Annotated in this window: 17 protein-coding genes; 9 read left to right on the top strand and 8 right to left on the bottom strand. The window is 41.2% G+C overall.

Annotated features, from left to right (window positions below):
- Positions 1-53: 53 nt before the first annotated feature.
- The 3 genes from FLM47_RS15795 (at position 54) to FLM47_RS15805 (ending at position 3,165) form a co-directional block, all read left to right on the top strand.
- Positions 54-1,346: an FAD-binding oxidoreductase gene (locus tag FLM47_RS15795; RefSeq protein ID WP_372239244.1), complete on the top strand. Its 1,293-nt coding sequence runs from the start codon at positions 54-56 to the stop codon at positions 1,344-1,346.
- A gap of 22 nt (positions 1,347-1,368) precedes the next feature.
- Positions 1,369-2,589, top strand: coding sequence for a Xaa-Pro peptidase family protein (locus tag FLM47_RS15800; RefSeq protein ID WP_178956912.1), 1,221 nt, complete (start codon positions 1,369-1,371; stop codon positions 2,587-2,589).
- A 342-nt stretch (positions 2,590-2,931) separates the two neighbouring features.
- Positions 2,932-3,165: a hypothetical protein gene (locus FLM47_RS15805; RefSeq protein WP_178956913.1), complete on the top strand. Its 234-nt coding sequence runs from the start codon at positions 2,932-2,934 to the stop codon at positions 3,163-3,165.
- A gap of 151 nt (positions 3,166-3,316) precedes the next feature.
- Here the strand turns inward: FLM47_RS15805 and FLM47_RS15810 are convergent, their stop codons facing one another.
- A complete protein-coding gene (locus tag FLM47_RS15810) occupies positions 3,317-6,091 on the bottom strand; it encodes a collagenase (RefSeq protein WP_178956914.1) in 2,775 nt (924 codons plus the stop codon).
- 375 nt (positions 6,092-6,466) lie between these two features.
- Between FLM47_RS15810 and FLM47_RS15815 the strand changes: the two genes are divergently transcribed.
- A complete protein-coding gene (locus FLM47_RS15815; RefSeq protein WP_178956915.1) occupies positions 6,467-7,498 on the top strand; it encodes a LacI family DNA-binding transcriptional regulator in 1,032 nt (343 codons plus the stop codon).
- Between the two features lie 74 nt (positions 7,499-7,572).
- On the opposite strand, the gene gtfA is transcribed toward FLM47_RS15815, so the two are convergent.
- Entirely contained in the window at positions 7,573-9,045 is a 1,473-nt protein-coding gene (gene gtfA / locus FLM47_RS15820) for a sucrose phosphorylase (protein ID WP_178956916.1), read from the bottom strand.
- A gap of 172 nt (positions 9,046-9,217) precedes the next feature.
- On the opposite strand from gtfA, the gene FLM47_RS15825 reads away from it, so the two are divergent.
- The 3 genes from FLM47_RS15825 to FLM47_RS15835 all read left to right on the top strand — a co-directional run bounded on the left by FLM47_RS15825 (position 9,218) and on the right by FLM47_RS15835 (position 14,074).
- On the top strand, positions 9,218-10,447 hold the full coding sequence (locus FLM47_RS15825; RefSeq protein WP_138569896.1) for a sugar MFS transporter: 1,230 nt from the start codon (positions 9,218-9,220) through the stop codon (positions 10,445-10,447).
- A gap of 166 nt (positions 10,448-10,613) precedes the next feature.
- A complete protein-coding gene (locus FLM47_RS15830; protein WP_178956917.1) occupies positions 10,614-13,007 on the top strand; it encodes a TonB-dependent receptor in 2,394 nt (797 codons plus the stop codon).
- A gap of 116 nt (positions 13,008-13,123) precedes the next feature.
- Positions 13,124-14,074 (top strand): carbohydrate kinase, encoded by a 951-nt coding sequence (locus FLM47_RS15835; RefSeq protein WP_178956918.1) that lies wholly within the window; start codon positions 13,124-13,126, stop codon positions 14,072-14,074.
- A 41-nt stretch (positions 14,075-14,115) separates the two neighbouring features.
- On the opposite strand, the gene FLM47_RS15840 is transcribed toward FLM47_RS15835, so the two are convergent.
- From FLM47_RS15840 to FLM47_RS15850, 3 genes are all read right to left on the bottom strand, one after another.
- Positions 14,116-14,511, bottom strand: a complete 396-nt coding sequence (locus FLM47_RS15840; RefSeq protein WP_178956919.1) for an STAS/SEC14 domain-containing protein — start codon at positions 14,509-14,511, stop codon at positions 14,116-14,118.
- Positions 14,512-14,616: 105 nt separating this feature from the next.
- Positions 14,617-15,312 carry a cupin domain-containing protein gene (locus FLM47_RS15845; RefSeq protein ID WP_178956920.1) on the bottom strand — a complete coding sequence of 232 codons (696 nt, stop codon included), beginning with the start codon at positions 15,310-15,312 and terminating at the stop codon, positions 14,617-14,619.
- 16 nt (positions 15,313-15,328) lie between these two features.
- On the bottom strand, positions 15,329-15,955 hold the full coding sequence (locus FLM47_RS15850) for a glutathione S-transferase family protein (RefSeq protein ID WP_178956921.1): 627 nt from the start codon (positions 15,953-15,955) through the stop codon (positions 15,329-15,331).
- Positions 15,956-16,395: 440 nt separating this feature from the next.
- Here FLM47_RS15850 and FLM47_RS15855 point away from each other — a divergent pair, with 440 nt between their 5' ends.
- The gene (locus tag FLM47_RS15855) at positions 16,396-16,914 is read left to right on the top strand and encodes a TetR/AcrR family transcriptional regulator (protein ID WP_054201362.1); all 519 of its coding nucleotides are present in this window, start codon (positions 16,396-16,398) and stop codon (positions 16,912-16,914) included.
- A 62-nt stretch (positions 16,915-16,976) separates the two neighbouring features.
- On the opposite strand, the gene FLM47_RS15860 is transcribed toward FLM47_RS15855, so the two are convergent.
- On the bottom strand, positions 16,977-18,440 hold the full coding sequence (locus FLM47_RS15860) for a carbon starvation protein A (RefSeq protein ID WP_178956922.1): 1,464 nt from the start codon (positions 18,438-18,440) through the stop codon (positions 16,977-16,979).
- A gap of 349 nt (positions 18,441-18,789) precedes the next feature.
- On the opposite strand from FLM47_RS15860, the gene FLM47_RS15865 reads away from it, so the two are divergent.
- Positions 18,790-19,272, top strand: a complete 483-nt coding sequence (locus tag FLM47_RS15865; protein ID WP_178956923.1) for a putative 4-hydroxy-4-methyl-2-oxoglutarate aldolase — start codon at positions 18,790-18,792, stop codon at positions 19,270-19,272.
- A 91-nt stretch (positions 19,273-19,363) separates the two neighbouring features.
- On the opposite strand, the gene FLM47_RS15870 is transcribed toward FLM47_RS15865, so the two are convergent.
- Together FLM47_RS15870 and FLM47_RS15875 are read right to left on the bottom strand one after the other, a co-directional pair.
- Positions 19,364-21,994, bottom strand: coding sequence for a glycosyl hydrolase family 18 protein (locus FLM47_RS15870; protein WP_178956924.1), 2,631 nt, complete (start codon positions 21,992-21,994; stop codon positions 19,364-19,366).
- A gap of 65 nt (positions 21,995-22,059) precedes the next feature.
- Positions 22,060-23,664 carry a lytic polysaccharide monooxygenase gene (locus FLM47_RS15875; RefSeq protein WP_178956925.1) on the bottom strand — a complete coding sequence of 535 codons (1,605 nt, stop codon included), beginning with the start codon at positions 23,662-23,664 and terminating at the stop codon, positions 22,060-22,062.
- Positions 23,665-23,693 lie beyond the last annotated feature (29 nt).

Consider the following 23,693-nt stretch of genomic DNA (forward strand, 5'->3'; position numbering starts at 1 on the left):
GAGATAGACACAATACATCCGTCACAACAAACATATTGCATAAAGAGGTAAGCATTTTGTCTGATAATAAAACACAACATATTGGCGTGGTTGGAGCAGGTATAATCGGTATTTGTTGTGCGTTAAAATTACAACGCGCTGGCTTTACAGTTACTTTGTATGATGAAAATGGCTTAGCTCAAGGCTGCTCGAAAGGGAATGCTGGGCACTTTGCAACAGAGCAAGTATTTCCTTTAGCGCACTCATCGTTATTAAAAAAGCTGCCTATGATGCTATTAAACCCACTCGGCCCTCTTAGAATAGATTGGCGCTATGTGATCAAAGCACTACCTTGGTTTTGGCGGTTTGTTAATAACATGGCTAGCTCAACCTATAAAGCAAATACCCACGCTTTACAGGCGCTCAACCACCGTGCAATTACAGCCTACGAGACCCTGCTAGATGAATTCAAATTAAATCATTTAATAACAAAGAAAGGGAGCTTGCTCACTTTCGAAACAACGCCAGTTACACAAATACAGGCTATGTTTGAAAAATATTTATCACACGGTATCGCTGTAGAGCTGCTCAATGCTGAACAACTACAACGACTGGAACCTAATTTAGCAAAAACCATAACGCATGCATTATTTTTTAAAGAGGTAGCACACAGCGTTGATCCTCATTTATTTTGCTTAAGTTTAGCTGAGCAATTTAGAGCTTTAGGTGGGCAGTTTTGCCAACAAAAAGTGATTGAGGTTTCACCTGTTTATAGTGGCTATGAAATTAATTGCCCTGACCAAAAATTTCAAGCCGATAAAGTCATCATCGCAGCTGGTGCGTGGAGCAAATTACTGCTCAAGCCCTTAGGTTACAATGTACCTCTTGATACAGAGCGAGGCTATCATTGCATGTTATCGAGTAATTATGGTCTATCTCGTCCTGTCGCCTCTGCAGAGCGCAGTTTTATTATGACACCCATGAGCCAAGGTTTACGAATTGCTGGAACAGTAGAGTTCGCAGGTACAGAACGTAAAATGAATAATAAACGCGCTTTGGCATTATTACCCAATGCCAAAGCAATGCTCAATCATTCAGCGGTAACACTTCAACCTAGTAGCGTGTGGATGGGCTGCAGACCATCACTGCCCGATTCATTACCGGTCATAGGCGAAGCACCTAACCACACTAATTTATTTTTTGCATTTGGCCACCAGCACCTTGGATTAACTCAAGGTGCTATTACAGGTGAGCTAATAACTAGTTTGTGTTTACAACAAGTACCTAGCGTAGATATAAAACCATATTGTATCAGCCGCTTTTCATCTCAAGCTGCTTGCAGTTCACACGCCCCACTTGCACAATAGTCACACTTACGAGGAAAGCACTATGATAGCCCAAGGTATTGGTACCCATACCAAAGAACAAGCACTTGCCAGTTTATCTAATATGACTGACGATTTAACCCCGATCCAACCGCAAGAGCACCTAGAACGAATTAAAAAAGCTCAAGTATACATGCAACAAAATGGTATTGACGCCATATATCTAAACGCTGGTACAAATCTTACTTATTTTACGGGAATGCGTTGGTATGCCAGTGAAAGACTGGTGGGAGCAATTTTACCTGCACAGGGCGATGTACAATATATTGCTCCTTTTTTTGAAATTGGTTCACTCAATGGCTTTAAAGTGATTGATGGCCCAATTCATGGTTGGCAAGAACATGAAAGCCCATATCAGCTATTTGTAGATGTAATAACCGAAATGGGCATTGCAAAAGATGGCACTATTGGCATTGATGAAAGTGCACAGTTTTTTATTTTTGATGGCATTAAAAAAGCACAAAGCGGCTTAAAACTGGTTAACGCACAACCCGTAACAGCACATTGTCGTATGCACAAATCAACCAATGAACTTGCATTAATGCAACGCGCAATGGATATGACCTTAGTGGTACATAAAGCCACAGCCAGTATGCTGTATGAAGGCATTAGCACCACTGAAGTAGAAGCTTTTATTAAACAAGCGCACCAAAAAGTAGGTGCGCCAGGTAACTATTTTTGCATTGTGTTATTTGGTGTTGCTACCTCTTTTCCCCATGGCGTAAAAGACGCGCAAATTCTTAAAAAAGACGATGTGGTATTAATTGATACTGGCTGTAAAGTGCACGATTACTTATCTGATATCACCCGCACTTATGTGTTTGGCGAAGCAAGTGATCGCCAGCGCCAATTTTGGGATTATGAAAAAGCGGCACAAATAGCTGGATTTAATGCAGCAAAAATAGGCCAAACATGTCAAGACGTAGATGCTGGAGCTCGTAATTATTTAGCTGAGCAAGGCCTTGGTCCTGAATATCAAACGCCAGGGTGCCCACACCGTACCGGCCACGGCATTGGCTTAGACATTCACGAGTGGCCTTATTTAGTCGGCGGCGATAAAACCCCTCTGGCCACCGGTATGTGCTTCAGTAACGAACCCATGCTCGTTGTACCAAATGAGTTTGGTATAAGATTAGAAGATCACTTTTATATGACCGACAACGGGCCAAAGTGGTTTACTGAGCCATCCCATAGTATCGACGACCCATTTAAATCAACCAGTTAACTTATAACACTCTCTGCTGCATGTATACGAAAACCATGCAGCCACTGGCACTACTCACTTCACTTAGCTTGTTTTTGAGTAATTAATAATAAATTTGCAACATTCCATCAGAGATTAGGCGCCTCTTGCTGTTCACCATATAGGTAGTGTTTTGTACTGCTATTACAGTGAACTGCTTGAGGTAAATAAGTGTATGAAATCACGTACTTTACCAAAGCGAAGCATTATGCTTCTGGCATAAACCTCCCACTTAGGCAAAACGTGGGATGTATTTTATAAGGTAAGCGTAGGTCAGCTGGTTAACCATTTTCCGCGCTAGAGACTTGGTAAATTAATGCTCATTTGTTTGGCCCTTATTCAGGTCTTACTACGGGTACTATTTCTTTTACTGCGACACCTTACGACCAAGCTGCGCCAATAAATACACAACAACAGGACGTTGCAATCACGCCTTATGAAGATAAGAAATACGAGTTTGGGTTAACCCCTACCTCTGAAGCAATGTTAATCACGATCACGGCACGATTAGATGTAGACGGAGAAGAAATTCGCATCATCAAAAAGCAACCAATATAACCTTTTGAAGACAAAAGTAGTGTAAAAACCTTTCAAAAAAATCAATGCCGACCAGTGAGCAAGCTGATCGGCATTTTTCAGTTTAAGTGTTATTCCATAGATAGTGTGAATAAACTTTTCCAATAAAAGTAATCATTAATAGGGCGAGTAATTAACGACATCCACTACTGTTATAGTCAACGACTAAACTAACACCATTACTTGAGCCTGATACCTTTAAGTAACCCCAATATTGGCTTGAATTAGCAATATAAATACACTCGTCGTTACCACTATTATTTGACTCAGCCAATTCGTTATTGCCATTAGGCCACGAGCTCTCGGCATAGCTAAGGCTTATATCGCCACTGCCATTGGCCGTGGTGATTGTAATCCCACTTTGACTTTGCACATCAGCAAGACTAAACCACATCGGACCGCTGTTACCTAAACAAACCGCTTCGCCATCATTTAAACGACCGTTGCTACGACTGCCTTGTGTGGCACATACATCGGGCACATTGGAAGTGGCTGGCATATAAGACGCTGTTAATTGCACATTTTCAAATGCATTATATCCATATAACATAACCTGATAAGTACCAACTTGTACTGGGTCAATGGCGCACTGCTCTTCGTTACCACCAATATAAGGACGACAATCGTAAACGGTCTCTGTTGGTGCCGCTTCATAGCTTACATACAGGTCAGCATCTCCTTCTCCTCCAGTAATTGTAAATACTAGTTCACTGGCACCTTGCGGAACGGCAAAAGTAAAGTATTGCTGCTCATTTTGCGCGCCGTTAGTCTGAACTGTTTGATTATTTTGCAATATGTTATCACCGACACTACTATCTTTTTCGATGGTCGCTGTCGTGATAGCTGATTGACTTGCTCCTTGATTGTCAGTAACTATCAAACTTACGTTGTACTCCCCTTCACTGATATACCTGTGAAGTGGATTAGCCTGATTCGAGCTACTGCCATCACCAAAGTTCCATTGATAACTTACAATTGAGCCATCGCTATCAATACTGCCATTGCTGGTAAAACTGACGTCATTATTTTGCACGCCATAATATGGGCCGTTGATTTGAACTGTCGGCGGAATATTTGAAGGCGCGCCAGCAACTAAATCATCGCACCATTGTACAAATTCACTTTCGTAACTACTTTTCCACTGTTCTGTTTTTGCTTTGTAGGCAATCCAATCACCCACTCTGGTATGGGCAAGCATAGTATTAATTTCATCATAATGGCGTTCAAACATAAACCTAACAGCTAGGTAACCCCAACGATAGATTCGGTCTTGATCAAAACCATCATAAGTAGTGGAAAAGATTTGTGCTAGGGTAAAACGTGAGCCATCACTAATGGTTTCTTTTGCTGCGTCATTATCATTTAAATTAGCAATGTATTCAGCAACCCCTTCCGACCACCAAACAACATCTTCTGTAGGAGAGTTAAAGTCGCCATACAGATCAAATCGCCCATCGAGATAGTGCACATATTCGTGCTCTAAATTCCAAACGAAATGCTCTGCATTTGCATAATTTGCTTCATAAGCAATAAAGTTTGCTTGGTTGCCAACAACGGATGGATCACCTTCTAAATACATGCCACCATTATTGGTATTAATACCAAAAATGACCCCCGCATATTTACCGTAATCGTCGCTACTATCGAAAATATTCACTTGTAAAAAGCTATTATTATCATCAGCTACGGGGGTGTTATTAGTGGCAAGTTTAGTATGGAATAGCCCTTCCTCAGCACCCATTGCATCACACGCGGCGGCATGTTGCGCAACAGTCATATTTTGCGAACGAATTTTAATCGTGCTACTGCAACTATAGCTTTGTGGCAGTGCTTGACCTATCAGGTTATCTACAAACCCACAAATACCATAATCATTACAATCTGCGTAATAACTAACCGAGTCAGCTGCCGCAAGCCAAACCGCATCACCATAACCAAAGCTAGTATACGTTGAAAAAATAGCATTTAGACCAGTATCTACAGCACTTTGAATCGGTGTATCTGAGTATTGCTTTAACCGAGCAAGTTCACTTGCTGCATTAACAATAAGGTACTGTGCGTCTGATCCAATCATCCATTGTTTTTGAGTAAACGCACTGAGCCTTGTTACTAAATCAGTGTCTTTGCCCACTGCCGTAACAAATTCATCATTCCATTGACCACGATATAACAAGGTAAAAATACCATTCACTGCACTTCGTACATTCCACTTAGCGCCGTAGCTTTCATTAAAACGGCTCAACCATTGTTTTACCACTTCAAGGTAACGATGCTGTTGCTCTGAGCTGTCCATTGTGATGATTACTTCGTTTAACGTTTTAGCATGACCGTCGTTATCGTCGTAAAAATGACTATTGGCAACAAATGCATCAACCGCCCCCACAACTGCGGTGGTGACCCACGTTGCAAAACTAACATTGTCGTTATAAAACTCAGCGTAAAAACCAGTTCGTAGGTATAAAAATAACGCTTCCAACTCTACATTTCCGCCGCCAGCATAAGTCAGTGAAAGTGCCTTAGCATGATTTGCAACAGCAAACATTTTATCAGACGTAAACACCTGACTTTGTGTTAAAGCAGAGGCACTAAACAACTCATTAATACATTGTGTACCTTGGTTTTGAATTTCTGTAATAATACTTGATGTGCTCGCGTTTGCTAATGCATTCAAATCACACGTAACGGCGACTGCTTGCATCGTCATCACACGCGCATTAAAAAGTTTTTGCTGGCTTTGCATTTTTGCAATCGGTGCTTTTTCATTATGATTTTGTTCAACGCCATGATGATGTAAACGCTCTACAACGGCTGTCTGAGGTATAAATGTTCGCTCCTCCACCTTGTCAGCCAATGCCATTGAACTCATACCTAATATCGGTAACGTCAAAATCAGTGTGTTAATTTTCATATTATACCTTCGATGATTAGTATGTTCTTAATCCAGAACTGGTTATTGAGATACAATTTGTAACACCTCATTATCATTGTATACAATATATTTTATATAACATTAACGAATATTGATATATTAGTTTTGAGAAAACGGTTTCAACCAATTCTTTTGTATTGATTTTTACTTACTTCAAACTCTATTTAATTTAGTGAAGCTGAATATCACTCCCTCAAAGGTTACCCCATAGGGGTGGGTCAGTTTGGTACACTAAACTCTCGCAATATTTAAAAGAGCGTCTTACAACGACTCTTTTAAATAATTAGCACTTTGATTTAAAGCCAGATATGGTAATTTACTCTTTCAACCAGCATCCTCCCTTGAGTAGGTTATATGAATACAAAAAACCGTTGGACATTAAAAAGTATTGCCAAAGAGTTAGGTGTGTCTAATGCTACGGTTTCAAATGCGTTTAATCGCCCTGATCAACTCTCGGCTAAACGACGCGAAGCCATACTTAAAGCTTGCAAAGAGCTCGGTTATTATGGCCCTAATAAAGCGGCGCAATCTCTGCGAAGTGGCACGTTTAATATTGTTGCTTTAGTGCTACCAGATAGCGTGGAATATATGGTGTCAGACCCTGTCGCCAGTAGCTTTATGCGTGGTGTAACCTCAGTGCTTGAAAAAAACGGCATTAATGTTTTATTGTTTTCAGGCAATAACGAAAACCTTAATAACGTTGTTGATTTTGTTGATGGGTTTATTTGTTATGGGCGCCCGCGAAACAAAGCACTGGTAGAGCAACTAAAAACAGTACAAAAACATGTGGTTACTGTGGATTTTGATATTGCCCGCAACGCATCAATTAATATAAATAACGAACAAGCCAGTTACGAAATAGCCAAACATGTTTTGCACAGTGCAACTGATAACGTGGCAATATTAGGCTTGAGATTACTCGATGAAAATGTATTGTGCCGAGTTTACGAACATCATGAGTTTGAAACGGGTCAATCTATTTCTCACCAACGCTTACGAGGTTATCAGCGTGCGTTAAATAAAGCGAATGTAACGGTAGCCGACGACCGCATTTGGAATATTCCTGAAAGTAGCGAGCGTTTTGCCAGCATAGCTGCAAAAGAAGTATTAAACGCCTCACCACGCCCTGATGTGATCATATGTATGAGTGATTTAATTGCCCTCGCCACCATGCGAGAAGCAATAAAACAAGGGATAAAAATAGGGAGTGAGCTACGTATTGTTGGATTTGATGGCATAGAAGAAGCAGCCCGTTTTGTGCCTCGCCTTACGACTATTCATCAAAATAGCCAAGAAAAAGGTGTAATAGCTGCTAACTTATTTATTTCTAAAGAAGAAAAACAACACGAAGTAGGTTACGCACTAAATATTGGTGCAAGTAGCTGAGCGCTGTTAGTAGCGCAGATAAAAAAGCCAAGCTTAAGTTGCTTGGCTTTTTGGTTTTCAACAAATAAAGCTATTTAAACTAATAAACTTTGTAAGTTTAAAGTGTTTTCTTGAGAACCATTAACCTGCGTAATAAGTGCAGTACGACTAGCAAAATCAATACTCAAAGAAATTGATTGTTGCTCAAGCTTCCACATTAAACAACATACACTTGCGCCACCTTGAGCAGTAAATTCACCAGCAAATGCAGGATGCTCATTACGTATTTTAATTAATGCTATTAATCCTTTTACTACCGGCTTATTTAGCGCTTCATCTATTTTAGCGGCATCTAGATAAGGGCGATTAATATCACGACCAACGTTCGTTTTCGCCAGAAGCTCCATATCATTTTTACAAGCAAATAAACCACCGTAATATACTTGTGGTACACCCGGTGCAAAAAATTGAATGGCGCGAGATAATAAGTAATCAAAATCATTTGCGCCCAGTGCATCGTAATACGTACAGTTAACTTGATATAGGTCGACATTACTTGCAGCTGCACCTGTTGCTTTACGGCTCTGGTTATTGCTGTTGGCATGCATGGTTTCTACTAAATTATCTATTTGAGATGCGTTTAACAGCCCTGGTTTATCGCCCATTGGACCCGCGTCAATAATGCCAATACCATCATGGGTGTCTAGCACCGTTAAACAGTTGCGCGGTGAAATTTGTAACCACTTAAGCAGTGCGTCTACATCATTATTAAATAAGCTGTGTAAAATAAGCGGGGGTAAAGCAAAGTCGTATACCATGTTTACGCGCTTAGCCACGTCAACTTGAGTTTGATAATGGCTATGAATTTCAGCAATGGTTTCCATGCCTAAATCATTTGCCTGCTTTGAGAGTTTATCTAAATAGGCAAATGTTTCATCGAGCATAAAACAGTTAGTACCTGCTTGCTTAATGGCGTAACCCGCTGCATCTAAACGAATAATGTTTACGTTGTTAGCAGAAAATTTAGTAAGTACGTTATTTAAATAGGCAATGCCCGCTTCTACTTTTACATTTATATCAATTTGGTTGTCGGTAAAGGTGGTCCAAAAATCATACGTTTGACCATCACCGCATTTCATTGGTGTAAAACAGCTTCCAGGCCGTGGACGGTAAATGGCTTGTTGTTCTTGGTTGCTCATGCCATTAGGGAATACGTCTTCTTTAGTTAAAAATAAATCCCAAAATTCAGAGGCTTTGCCTTTGGCCAGCACATCCTGAAATTGAAACGATTGCGCCGATACATGGTTTACTATTAAGTCGGCCATTAAATCATGGTCTTTTCCAAGTGCTTGAATATCTGACCAAGTTCCTATTCGGGCATCAACTTCACTGTGATCAATTGGGTCAAAACCTGCATCGCTACCATCTATTGGGTTATAAAATGGTAATAAGTGTACCCCTGCAAAAACGTCTTTAAGTGGACCCTTTAGAAGTGCTGTTAATGCGTTTATATCTTTACCGGTGATTCGATCAGCATATGTGATCAATTGAACTTTATTCTTCATCATGTGTGATTACCAAGTTGAAACTTAATCGATTAAGATATATCTTTAACTAGCAAGTAAGAATTTACAAGTAATTTTTAAATATTTTACATACAAATATCGTGGCTCGATTAATACTACAATAAGTTACTGACAACTTAATGTGTGTTACCAAGCATTTAACGAGGAAAAGCAAATGACAAAATCACACACACACGTAAGCAGCGATCCGTTGCAACAAATTCGTTGGCTCACATACATGATGTTTTTTATGTTTGCCATGACCTCTGACGCCGTTGGCATGATCATTCCCGAACTCATAAGCGATTTTGGTTTAAGTATGACCCAAGCCAGTGCGTTTCATTATGCGCCTATGGCCATGATTGCAATAAGTGGATTATTTCTAGGCTTTTTAGCCGATAGTCTTGGCCGTAAAAAAACGATTATGCTTGGATTATTAATATTCTCTGCAAGTTGTTTTTTGTTTGCGATTAGTAGCAGCTTTATATTTTTTGTTTTTTTACTGTGCTGTATTGGCCTCGCCATTGGTTTATTTAAAACCGGTGCATTGGCGCTTTTAGGTGATATTTCTAATAGCAACGAAGAGCACACCAAAACCATGAATAAAGTAGAAGGCTTTTTTGGCATTGGTGCCATTGTTGGCCCTGCTTTAGTTGGCGTGCTGCTGGTTCAAAATGTAAGTTGGACTTACCTTTACATCATTGCTGGCATTATGTGTTTGATTTTGGCATTGCTTGCTTGGCGTGCCGATTACCCTGCTGTGGTAAAAAATACAGATAAGCCAGCCTCACTAAAAACGACTATGAAAATGGTTAAAAACCCTTATGCACTGGGTTTTTCACTTGCAATTGCTTTATATGTTGCCACCGAAGTTGCCATATACGTGTGGATGCCTACTCTACTAAAAGATTACACTGGCTCATGGCCGCTGCTGGCCACTTACGCACTCACAATCTTTTTTGTGTTACGTGCTGCAGGGCGTTTTATTGCGGTATGGTTACTGAATAGGTTTAGTTGGCAAGGAGTTATGGCTTACTTAAGCTTTGGCATTGCGCTGTGTTACGTTGGCACTCTATATGGCGGCGTTGATTGGGCTGTGGCTTTATTACCTCTTTCAGGTTTATTTATGTCGATGGTTTACCCTACTTTAAATTCTAAGGGAATATCGTGTTTTCCTGTTCATCAACACGGCGCAGTAGCCGGTGTTATATTATTTTTTACCGCACTGTCAGCCGCTTTAGCACCTTTATTTATGGGTATGATCAGTGATTACTTTGGACACGTGCGCTACGGATTTTATTTAGCCACGGGTTTTGCAGTTATATTATTTTTAGCTATGCTGTTTAATTATATTCGTGACCCATCAGCAACTGCATTAGAGCAAAACAACCTAGTCGCTGAGTAAATAAACAACTTTAATGCTATAAAAACATTTTAAAAATCAATGTTTGAATAAAAAAACAGCAAATAATTAACAAAATAATTTGCTTATTGTAAAAACTTTGTTATTTTTACTTAATCGATTAAGTAAAAATAACAACTTCCCTTTGGGTTTAAAACGAGGCGTTCACATGACAACACACAACACACCTTTATATTTGATCAGTGCTTTAGCGCTCGCCGTTAGCCAAGGCGTTAATGCACAAAAACAAGAGCAAAATACACAAGCGCAAGCTAACAAAGGGCTAGAAACAATTGTTGTTACCGGTGTTCCCCGCCGTACAACAATAATGGCGTCAAGTTCTTCTGTGAGCAGTGTTTCACTTGAGCAAGTTGAGGTGTCTACGCCTCGCTCTACCGCAGAGGCATTTAGAATCATTCCTGGGGTGCGCTCAGAATCAACCGGCGGTGAAGGTAATGCCAACATTGCAGTACGTGGTTTACCGGTTGCCTCTGGTGGTGCTAAATTTTTACAGCTTCAAGAAGATGGCTTACCTGTTTTACAATATGGCGATATTGCATTTGGTAACGCTGACATTTTTATGCGCTTAGATAACACAGTGCAAACCATTGAATCTATTCGCGGTGGCTCAGCCTCTACCGCAGCAAGTAATGCACCGGGTGGCATAATTAATTTCATTTCAAAAAATGGCGAAAACGAATCGGGCAGCGTATCAACTACACTTGGCCTAGATTACGATACTATTCGAACTGACTTTGAATATGGCACATATTTAAATGACACTGTACGCTTTCATGTTGGTGGTTTTGTACGTCAAGGTGAAGGCCCACGTGAAACAGGTTACACATCAAATAAAGGTGGGCAAATTAAAGCCAACCTGACCAAAGATTTTGAAAATGGATACGTGCGTCTTTATTACAAACATTTAGATGATAAAAGTGTTGGCTACTTACCTATGCCAATGTATGCAAATGGAGACTCAATTCCTGGGTTTGACGCACAATCAGATACCCCGCATTCAGCATTATTTACTAAAACAGTGCGCTTAAACGGCGAAAATCAAATAAGTAACGGCGATATTCGCGATGGTATGAATCCGCAAGTTGACTCAATTGGTTTTGAGGCTGTATTTGATTTAGACAACGATTGGCGTATTGAAAACCGTTTTCGTAAATCATCTGTAAGCGGTAATTTTAATTCGTTGATCCCCGCTGAAGTTGGCGATGCATCAGCTATAGCGCAAAGTATTGGTGGTGTGGGTGCAACGCTTAGTAATGCGACCACAGGTGCTGCATTTAACGATGATTTAGCAATGCGTATTCATACGTTTGATGTAACTATGAACGACTTTGACTCAATTGTTAACGACTTCAAACTGACTAAATCGCTAAGCGATGATACTAGCGTTACTTTTGGCTATTATGCGTCAACCCAAAATATTGCCATGTCGTGGTTATGGAATTCCTACCTAATGGAGCTCAAAGGTGATAACGCAGCGCTGTTAAATGTAACAGCCGCCGATGGGACTGAATTCTCTGAAAATGGCTTATACGCTTATGGCACGCCTTTTTGGGGTAACTGTTGCCAACGCGATTACGACACAGAATACGACACTCGTGCACCCTATATTGCATTTTCAACTAAGGTGGGTGACGTAAGTATTGATGCTAGTGCCCGTTATGACAGCGGTGAAGCGCGTGGTAACTATGCAGGCGCGGTTACCTCAACCGTTGATATGAATCGCGACGGTGTGATTTCTGTTCCTGAACAAAATGTTGCAGGTATTGACCTTGCAAATGCCAGCCCTGTTAATTACGACTGGGATTACGCATCATATTCAATTGGTGCCAATTACCAAATTGACTCAAGCCTTGCAACGTTTGCACGATTGAGCAAAGGCGGTCGCGCCAATGCTGACCGACTTTTATTTGGTAAAGTTCGCGCCGATGGCTCAGTAGCCGATGAAGATGCCGTTGATGAAGTAAACCAGTATGAGTTTGGTATTAAAAAGCGCTTTGATTCACTGTCAGTTTTTGCCACGGCATTTTATGCACAAACTGAAGAGCAAAACTTTGAAGCGACATCACAAACCTTTTTTGACCGCGAATATGAAGCAAAAGGAATTGAGGTTGAATCAACCTACTTTATTGATGCATGGGATTTTCGTGGTAATTTAACGTGGACAGACGCTGAGATTGCAAAAGATGCACTTACCCCAGAAGTGGTTGGTAATACGCCTCGTCGCCAAGCTGATTTAATTTACTCATTAATGGCACGTTACACTTATGAAAAAGGCTCTGCAGGCCTAAGCTTTATTGGTACTACCGATGCCTATGCTCAAGATAATAACGATCTTAAGTTTGATGGTTACACTCAAGTAAATGGCTTTGTAAGCTACGATTTATCAGAAAACCTTAATATTGCGTTAAACGTAAATAACCTATTCGATACGGTAGGTATTACTGAAGCAGAAGAAGGCTCAATACCTGATAACAACATTATACGCGCACGTGCTATTAATGGCCGTACAACGTCATTGACGTTTAAATACGCGTTTAACTAACCAACTTTAGTGTAACAATTGCTGAAGCTATGTTTGTTCAGCGATTGTTACACTAGTTTTAATAATTCTCCCTTGAATTTTGACCTAGCCATGCTAGGTTTTTTAGGATTTACACTATGACCAAATTACTTAGCCTTGGTGAACTGCTTATTGATATGCTGCCTCAAGACTCTCAAAACAGTGCTTATTTGCCCATTCCAGGAGGTGCTCCAGCTAATGTGGCAGTAGGTTACGCAAAGCTCGGCGGCAAAGCTGCGTTTTGTGGCGGTATGGGAGATGACTATTTTGCTAAACAATTAACTAATGCGCTTGAGCAATATAACGTAGATACTGAGTATTTATTTACCATAGAAGGCGCGCAAACAGCTATGGTTATTGTCAGCTTAGATGAAAACGGCGAACGCAGCTTTAACTTTTATCGTCATCAAACAGCCGATTTACTGTTAACGAGTGAGCACTTAAAGCTTATTAATTGGGATGAATTGAGTACCCTACACTTTTGTTCAAACACCTTAACCAATACAGCTATAGCAAAAACCACTGTGTGTGCTTTAAAGCAAGCTAAAAACAACCAAAAAATCGTTAGCTTTGATGTAAATTTACGCTACAGTTTATGGCAAAATAGCAATGACATTGAGCAAAACGTGCATGCATGCTACGCGTATTGCGATATTGTTAAGCTCTCACGTGATGAGTTAAATTTTTTAGCAACACAACGCCAACAATCAGCTGATGCCTACTTACAATCACTGCTTGATTTAGGCGTCAAGCTGGTGTTTTTAACCGATGGTCCGGCACCAGCGACTGTTTACCATAGCGCTTTTACTCTCAGTGAAGCAGCCCCAACAATTACCGCTGTAGATACCACCAGCGCTGGTGATGCTTTTATTGCTGGCGTACTATACTACTTAAACCATAGCGATAATGCAGTGCCACTTACTGATAAGCTAAATGATGAGTCAATAGTAAAAAAAGCGCTTCACTTTGGTCTTCGCTGTGGCTCAAAAGCTTGCTTATCTAAAGGCGCTTTTCCTGCGCTTCCCACGCAGCAAACACTTTCGCAATAAACCAAGATACTTACAAAAAAGGCCACTGTTGGCCTTTTTTGCTAAGCGTCTAAATTATTGGTTTTTAGCCATTCTAAAGCGGCAGTAGCATTTTCAAAGTATTGTATTTCACCCGACATAAACCAACTGCCTAACTTAGCTATGGTTGATTGCCACTCTTTGTTACCGTAAATCGCTATTTTTTTAAATTCTTTGTTGTGTTTCAAGCCAAGCTTTAAATCGTCCCAAGCAGCACGAAGCTCCCAACCATCTAACTCAGTGCCATCTATCAATACGTTAACAATAGGATGCTTAACTTCGCCTAGCGCTGAATCGATCATTGGGGTGATCACTTCATAATCTTTGTGAGTTAAGGTACCAATTGCCTTAAGTGTTAAGAAAAACTCACAGCCTGAGCGCTCAATACCAATCGATAAACCATGTGTTAAATTAACCATAACTCAACCCTTGAATGAAAAGAGCTTTGATTATAGGCAACAGTTAAAAATTATCATATGAAGCAGGTCAAAAAACAGCCAGTTAATGCCGATTTATCCTTTGAGCTAATTATGTTTCTTTAACCGATTAACTTGGTTTTTTACATCGTTTAAATAGCCGGTTTTTATCCATACTCTTGCGCCATTGTTACCCGCTGTGGCGTTAATTTCACTATTAACAGGCACTCTAAGCCAACTGTGTTTTTCAAGTGTGTCGTTATGCTCTTGTAAAGTGCCATCCAAAACCAACAACTCAGCACCACCACTTACCGTGAGCGTTAAAGATTGATTAGCATTAAACTGTACAATACTCACTGTTTCATACGTATCTTGATATAACAAAATGGCATTTAGGTCATTAAAATCGGGGGTTTTCTGCCCTTGCATATGCTGTGTGAGAATACGAACATGCTGGCGATCTTCTGGCTGAAACTGCCACAGTTTTACAAATATAATGCAACCATCTTTTGAGCCTGGGGTATGTTTTGATTGCGGAGGATTACGAATATAGGTACCTTTTGGGAAATCGCCATGCTCATCTTGAAATACCCCATCGAGCACTAAAAACTCCTCGCCCCCAGTATGAGTATGTGGGCTAAAGTGGCTGTTTGGCGCATAGCGTACAATACTAGTGGCTCGAGCAATTTCCTCACCCACTCTGTCAAGTGGACGTCTATCAACACCCAGCATGGGCGAAGCTATCCATTCAAGTGACTCGCTATGTACTACGACACGTTGACTAAAGTCGGCAGCAATTTTCATAGTTGGCTCCAAATTATTAATTTATAGCAGCAATACTTTGACGCTGAGCGACCTTTTGTTGCCATGCAATTAAGTGCGTGAGTTCAGTAGGAATAGCAATTTGTGCAAAGCCTGCAAACACAAGTCCTGCGTATAAGGTAATATCTGCAAAACTAAATTGTTCACCTGCCACATAAGTTGAGTTTGCTAATACGCTATTAAAATAAACCAAGCCTTGCTGTGCTTTTTCAGCTTGCTTTTCACCCCATGCAACATTTTGATAGGTTTCAAGTTTAGGTCCTAATCCATCAGTAGCATGATGAAAGTAAGTGGCAATTGCATCAAGTACCATCGACTCAGCACGTTTTTGCATCATATTAATTACTGCGCGTTCTTTTGCCTCAACACCAGTTAATGAAGGGCCTGCAAAAGCGGTATCAATGTATTGTGTAATTGCAGTGCACTCGGCAATAAAAGTACCATCATCAAGCTCTAGTACAGGTACACCTGCCAACGGATTCTTTGCCAAGAAAGCCTCACTGCGGTGCTCCCCATTTAATAAATCAACAGCAACAAACTCTACTTTATCAGTCGCATTTTTTTCAGCAAGTGCAATACGAACCCGTAACGGGTTAGGGAAATTTTCTACGTCATAAATTTTCATAATTATCTCTTATATTTTTAACAACAACCTAGGGTCTGTTGACCTTTGCGGATTATAATTTGTTCAAACTAGGGGCGGTTTAATCGCGGCGCGAGATTTGTAACCTAGTGGGCTAAGTAAAAACCGAGCAACAAAGAGTAAATCGCCCTTAGGCAGAACCCTTCGGGCAGCGCCTGTTTGGTATTGATGCTGCGTTATCGCCTATTTATGGGGAACAACCACACCACATAGGCACTGCCTTGCCTAAATGCCAAACAGACTGCTGCAAATTTAACCTTGAAAGGTCGACAGACCCTAAGTTAATATTAGCAAACCAAACCTACCTACTGATAGGTAATTTATAGCAAGCGCTTAGTGTTTGCAAACTAAAAATAAAAGAGCTTGAAAATAACTACCTACTGGTTGATAATTTTTTCAGATAACAGCAAGGAAATATCAAAATGAGTAAAAAAGCAGCCCTGCTACAAGCCGCAGAAAATAAAGTGCGACTGGGTGGTTATAGCAACTTTAGCTTTAGAGAACTTGCTACTGAAATAGGTATAAAAAGTGCCAGTGTACATTATCACTTTCCAACCAAAGCTGATTTAGGCGCTGAACTCGCGCATCAATACACCGATGCCTTTATTGCAGTACTTGGCGATCCGAATGCACATAAAGCAAACGGTAAAAATCCCATCGATATTTACACTCAGTTATTTAGAAATGCGCTCGTGATAGACAAAAAGATGTGTTTATGTGGCTTACTCGGTGCAGAAAGCGACAGCCTACCCGATAAAGTTCGCGTTGAAGTTCAGCGGTTTTTTAATAAAAACTTAGCCTGGTTAACTCAAGCACATCAAATAAATGGAGAGCTTAATCCTGCTCGGGCGGCAATACAAACAGTGAGCTTATTAGAAGGGGCAATGATTATTAGTAAAACCCTAGATGATATTAGCTACTTCGAACAAGCTACTTTTTAAATGCTTATATAAAAAAGCGAGCTTCAATAAAGCTCGCTTTTTACATTAATAACTATGTAGTTTTAAGCTGGATGCACTTTATGTTTTGAGTGCACAAAAGCTAATGCAATAAAGCCTATTACCGCTACCACTACACCAATAGGCTTACCTAAGTCACTTGATAAGTTTAACCCAATTGCCGCAGTCATAATGTAAGATAAGGTCACTGCGGTTGCGATCACGGCGGGTATACTAGTGATCCAATGGAATGTACCACGGTCAAATAGGTACTTGGTCGCAAGCCACAACACACTGGTAGAAAGCAGCATATTTGAAAACGCAAAATAACGCCAAATAACAGAGAAGTCGAGCTTAGTCATAAAGTAAGCAATGGTTAAAATTGGCAGTGCTAACAACAAACGATTACGTAAACTTTGCGGAATACTAAACGCATCAACCACCGTTAAGCGCAGTGAACGGAACGCCGTATCACCTGAGGTGATAGGGAAAACAGCAACAGCAATAATAGCCATTATACCACCAAATACACCTAAGTAGCTGTTTGCAATATGGTTAACCACTAAGCCTGGACCGCCTAAATCAAGCATCGATTTTAAACCAGCGTACCCTTCTGGGAAGGCAGCAATACCAGCAAGCGCCCAAACACAACCTACAATACCTTCGCACATCATCGCTCCATAATAAACCGGGCGTACATATTTTTCGTTAGTTAAACAACGAGCAATAATAGGTGCTTGCGTTGAGTGAAAACCACTAATAGCACCACAAGTAATGGTGATAAATAGCAACGGCCAAGTAGGCAGTCCATCAGGATTTGGGGCTAAAAAGTCGTGAGCATGATCGGCTTCAAAATACGCTAAAAAGTCGCCAGCTACTGGTAAATGGGGTGCGTTGATTAACAGTGAGACTGCGATAGCAACTGTCATTACAATCATTAACAAGCCAAAAATAGGGTAAAACTTAGTGATGATTTTATCGATTGGTAATAACGTGGCTAAAAAGTAGTAAGCTAAAATAGCGAGAACCCAAAATGTATTACTAGCAAAAATGGTGCCTTCAAATGCATCTAAGTTACTCAATAATCCTGCTGGGCTCATAATAAACACTACACCAACAAAAAATAACAACATAGCAGTAAATATAAGCATAAAGCCTTTAAATACTACGTTGTAATAATGGCCTGCAATTTCAGGTAAACTTTTACCGTCTTCTTTAATACTCATTACGCCAGAGAAAAAGTCGTGTACAGCTCCACCTAAAACGTTACCAAGTACAATCCAAACCAGCGCTACTGGACCATACAAGGCGCCAAGTATAGGACCAAATATGGGGCCTACTCCTGCAATATTCAAAAACTGAATTAAAAATGCACGAACAGGGTGAATAGCAACATAGTCAACACCTTCGCTAAAATGCTTTTGCGGAGTGTCTACGGTTGAATCTAAACCCGCTTGTTTTGCAACAAACGGGCTATAAAACTTATAGCCTAATATTAAAATAGTCAGGCAAATAAAAAAGATGATCATAAAGCACGCTTCTCTTTTTGTATGTGTTTATAGAACGCTATTTTGCGCCCCACTTTTTAAATAACAATTGAACGTAGCATATGAAAAAGTAGCCAACAATGAGACGTTTGGCTAATGCGCTCACAAAATCAATTTTATTCGAAAAAATAAAACTAATTAACAGCATTCGTTACTCATGGAAACAGATGGAAAGCACTAAAAGTACTTATATTGCGACTAAAATCTATAAGCCAATTTGCAACAATAGCTACACCTGAGTGATTAATTAGCCTACGATAAACATTATTACTACTTTAAATTTACTTGCCTTTGCCGTACATGGCTTTGCCAAAAAACAAGGATGCCCTCAATGACACAGTTTACTACGCCCGATTTATACGATGAACATCGCGACCATGTGCAAGTTGCTGACAGTGGCTTGCAACACTTTGGTAATAAAACTTACTTTTATGGTCAAGTAGTGACCGTCACCTGCCCTAACGACAACTCGTTTGCTGGTAACATACTGCATGAAAACGGTGAGGGAAAAGTATTGGTTGTTGATGGTTTTGCCAGTAAACGTTTTGCCTTTATTGGCGATATGATTGCAGAGCGCGCACTAAAAAATGGCTGGCACGGCATAGTTATTAATGGTTGCTGTCGCGATATTGAAATTCTTGCCACACTTGATTTACCTGTAATGGCGCTAGGCGCAACCCCGCGCTGCACCACTAAGCGCGGCTTAGGCGCTAAAGATCACCCGGTTAATATGTTAAACACCACAATTAATACTGGTGATTGGGCATATGCTGATGTAAACGGCTTAATAATTAGCTCTAAAGCGTTGTTTTAACCCCTCGTAATAGTCGTTAACAAAAAAAGCAGCTCGAAAGCTGCTTTTTTAATTTATATGGTTTTTTAAAACCCAAATTCTCAGGTTAAAATTAAAGTGCTAACCATACATCGGTTGAACCAGGTTCGTTCCCTTGAGTCCACCATTTAGCTTGGTACTTATTACCTTGATAAGAAACTTCATCACCACTGTTATAGATAGCCGTTGGCTGCCAAACTGCGACACCCGTACCATCTGTAGGTTGTGTTGTTGCTTCCCATGCACCACCTAAATCAGGACGCTCGCCTTGAGTCCACCACTTTGCTTTATATTCAACGCCGTTATAAGTAACGACATCACCACCAACGTATGCAACACTCGCATCCCAGCTTCCTGTAGGTGGATTTGTAGTATCAACGTTTGTAACTGTTACGCTAAAGCTTTGCGTTGTGGTTAATGCACCATCACTAACTGCAACAGACACGGTGAAATCTGTATCGGTATCTACAGCGCCTGCCTCAAGACTTATATTTGAACCGCTACCCACTAACGTTAAACCAGCAGGTACTGTCCACGAATACGTAAGGGTGTCGTTTTGAGCATCATCAGCCACTACAGCTACACTTGCTGATGCGCCCTCTTCAACGCTGATATTAGCGATAGCATCAACACTCGGTGCTGTGTTTTCACCCCCTGATGTTGGCGCAATAACATTAACAACAACATCACGATTAACGGTTGCTTTACCATCTGATACCGCAACGGTTGCCACATACTGCGTATCTGCAGTCACTGTTGGCGCTGTAATGACTAATGATGCACTATTTTGTCCAGATACCACCAGTGCGCTATCAACATTCCAGCTAAAGCTAAGTGGATCGTTATCTGCATCAGTTGCAGAAGCTGTTACTGTAATACTCTCGCCTGAATTAACAGATACAGATGCAGATACTGAAACAACTGGCTTTTTATTTGTTGGCGGAGCAACTACTCCTCCTAAACCATCATGCATAGCATTAAGAATATCACCATTATCCGCATCTATTTCCCAAGCAAATAAACCACCTAAATTATACTGATTAACATACGCTCCTTTAGCCAGTACTGACTTACGGCTATCATAAGTAATTAGTTTACCGGTTGAACGATTCCATACATAAGCGGCCTGTGCTTGCTCATCATAACCCACTTCAAAACCATTAATACCTGTGCCCGCAGCACCAATCATATTGGCTTTAACGCCCTTGTAATCAATAACCCCATCTTCCCATACGCCTTGTGCCGTAGAGCCTTTTAATGGGCCATTACCAGGGGCGGTCATTGGGTTACCATCAATCGCTGCATTTTGCGGGTAAACACCTTCCCAACCACGACCATACATAGCTGTGCCCACGACGATTTTTTTCGATGGTACATTTTGCGCAAGTAACAGCTGCACTGCATTATCGGTGGTATAAGCAGGGCCTTTACGAGGTTCGCCATTTTCATCAAGCCCGGTACCGTTACATTGGCCAACACTCATGTGTTCACCACAGTAAAGTGCAGTTTGGTGACCGGTTACATTACTCCATGCGCCATAAAAGTCATAGGTCATGGCAAAAATGTAATCCATATACTGACTAGCCGCTTGGTAATCTACATCTTCAATTTTATCGTAACCTGCACCTATAGCTGAGGTTAACTCGTATGTACGACCCGTTTCTGCTTCAAGCTTATCAAGCATAGCGCGTAGTTCTTGCATTAATGCAACATAGGCTGGGCCATCGTTGATTGGATCGCCAATGTCAGGATTGGGACCGTCACCACCTGGGAATTCCCAATCAATATCGACACCGTCATAGAATTTCCATGTTCTTAAAAACTCTTCCATTGAGGCAACAAAGGTGTCGCGGTTAGCTTTATTGGTAAAGCCACCGAATGGGTCTGATAACGTCCAACCACCTACAGATGGTAAAATTTTAATATCTGGGTAACGCTGTTTAAGCGCCATTAGCTGAGAGTAAGTACCACGGATAGGGTCTTTTGCATCAACCCCTGGCAGTGCTTTTTGTACTGCTGCCCATGGGTCGTGAATAACCACTTCGTAATCTGCAGAGCCGGCACAAGCGGTTTCAAGTGCACGTTTAGGACCACCCGATAACGATGCGTTTTCACCACAAATTGGAATAAAGCCATACAAAATATGACTCAGATTTTGTGCTGGCATATTCGTTACATCATAATCACGGCCATAAATTCCCCACTCAACAAAGTAAGCGCCTGTAACTAAACCTTGTTTGATACCAATGTCACGGTTATTTGGATCTACATCCATCGGCAATGGCGCTAAGTGGCCACCGTCAGTATCAGCAATTACAATAGGTTTGCCTGCACTACGCGCACAGGTCGTGCCACCTTCACATAGCTCAACATACATTGTATGGCGGCCTGCTTTATCATAAGGGAATGAAATAGTGCCACTTTTAGAACCAGCAGCAAGCGTGCCCTCATTAACTAGCATGTCATCAAAATATACTTTGTAGCTATCGCCACCATCACCACTCCATGCACTCCACTGAATGTTGATATTAACTTGTTCAACACGGGTAACTAGCTGCTTATAAGAGCCGTTTCCCTCAAGATCTACCTCAACAAACGAATATTGCTGTGGTTCCCAATTAATGCTTGGTGTAGACGGTGCAGCAGATGCTGTGCTTGCAAATAAAGCAACACCGATGGCTGCGCTTAGTTGTTTGATATTCATAGGTCTCTCTTATCCATTATTTATGTAATTATTTAATAAGTTTGAACTGCAAAACTTAGGCTTTATTAAAGTTTGGTCCATACATTGGCTTGCCCTGGCGTATCGCCCTGAGTCCACCATTTAGCGCGATAGCGCTGTCCTTGATACGTTACTTCTGCGCCGGCTTGGTAGGCTTTGCTAGTATTCCAAGTGGCTGCTGTGTCAGCTTTCGAGGCTGATTCCCATGCCGCTGAGGTATCTGGTTGTTGGCCTTTGTTCCACCATTTAGCGGTGTAAATAACGTTAGCAAAACGGGCTTTATCGCTGGCTTGATAGGTCTGAGTGCTTTCCCATTCAGGTACTGCTGGGTCAACCGGATCGACCACAGGTACATCGTTAACCGTGACACTAAAACTGGTTTGGGTACTTAATTGACCATCCGATACAGATACTGCAATGGTGTAATCGGTGTTTGCTGATACCTCTGCAGTGGTTAAGTTGATGTTGGCACCAGAGCCTGTAAAGCTTAGCGGTGTAGGTACTGTCCAGCTGTAAGTTAGCTCACTTTGCTCATCATCAAAGGCATGCAGATGAATTGCTGTTGTGGTGTTTTCATCAACTACTAGGTTATCTGGGGTGTGTACAATGGGTGCGGTGTTTGTTGGCGCACCTTGCACACTCAAGGCATAGGTATAATTTGCATCGCTGCTATACACTTGATTTATGAGTACGTCGGTTGCATCAAACGTAATGTCGCCCGCTTGGTTTTGCACACCAATTTGCACTAAATGCGCGTAATCGAGGTTAAGCTGCTCAGCCAATGCTTGTTGCCAATTTGCTTGATTGTCGGCATTGATTTTAAGCTGTTGGTTGATCACCTCTTGGCCTGTTTCGTCAAATAATCGCGCCCATACGATGTCGCCTGCAATAGCATTTTGCCCTTGGCGAACAAAGTAACCGACGCTAGTCAACGAATTTGGATCAGTTGGGCCTGCGTCATTTACTATGTTGATGTCGCTACAGTTATAAAAGCCTTCACCAACCACATCATTACGTTGCCAACGGCTATATAAAATGGCCTCGCCGCTGCGGTCTTGCGGAATTGCAACATTCATTTCATAGTAGCGTTTACCATCGGGGTCTTTAACGACCTCAATGTTGTCGTGCTCTTGCACTAGCTGTAAGTCTTGCCAAGTTAGTACGTCAGTTGCGCTATTGAAGCTTGGCTTGGTAATGTAAAACTGCCAAAAGCTTGGGTTGTGCGGGGTTGATGCAAGATAACGTATTTGAATATCACCATTGGCATTGGGTACTACATCACTGCGCTGCCAATGTGGTGATGGTAAATCCATACCCCGTTTGGCTGTATCGCCACCAGCACATAAAGTGCCGTTTGGTACACTGGCCTCAACTGCGGTTTGATTTAAATAGTCAGGAGTATTAACCGAAAATTCAATCGCTTGTACAAACTGCACCGTGCCCGATTCTAAATATGCGGCTCGACACGCAAGGTTAGGAATATTTGTGCCGTCTTCAGGCCACCAGTATCCGCCATCAACTTGACAAATTGCTTGGCGCGCTTTAGGGCTATCCATATAACCATGTGCTTGCACTTGCGGTGCTAGTGCACTGAGTAGTAAACCACTAGTAATTGCAGATAGCGTAATCGTGTTAAATTTAATTGATGCCATTATTTTATCCTTTATTAGACTCAATACAT

This window comes from Pseudoalteromonas sp. Scap06, from assembly GCF_013394165.1.
Lineage (GTDB): Bacteria > Pseudomonadota > Gammaproteobacteria > Enterobacterales > Alteromonadaceae > Pseudoalteromonas.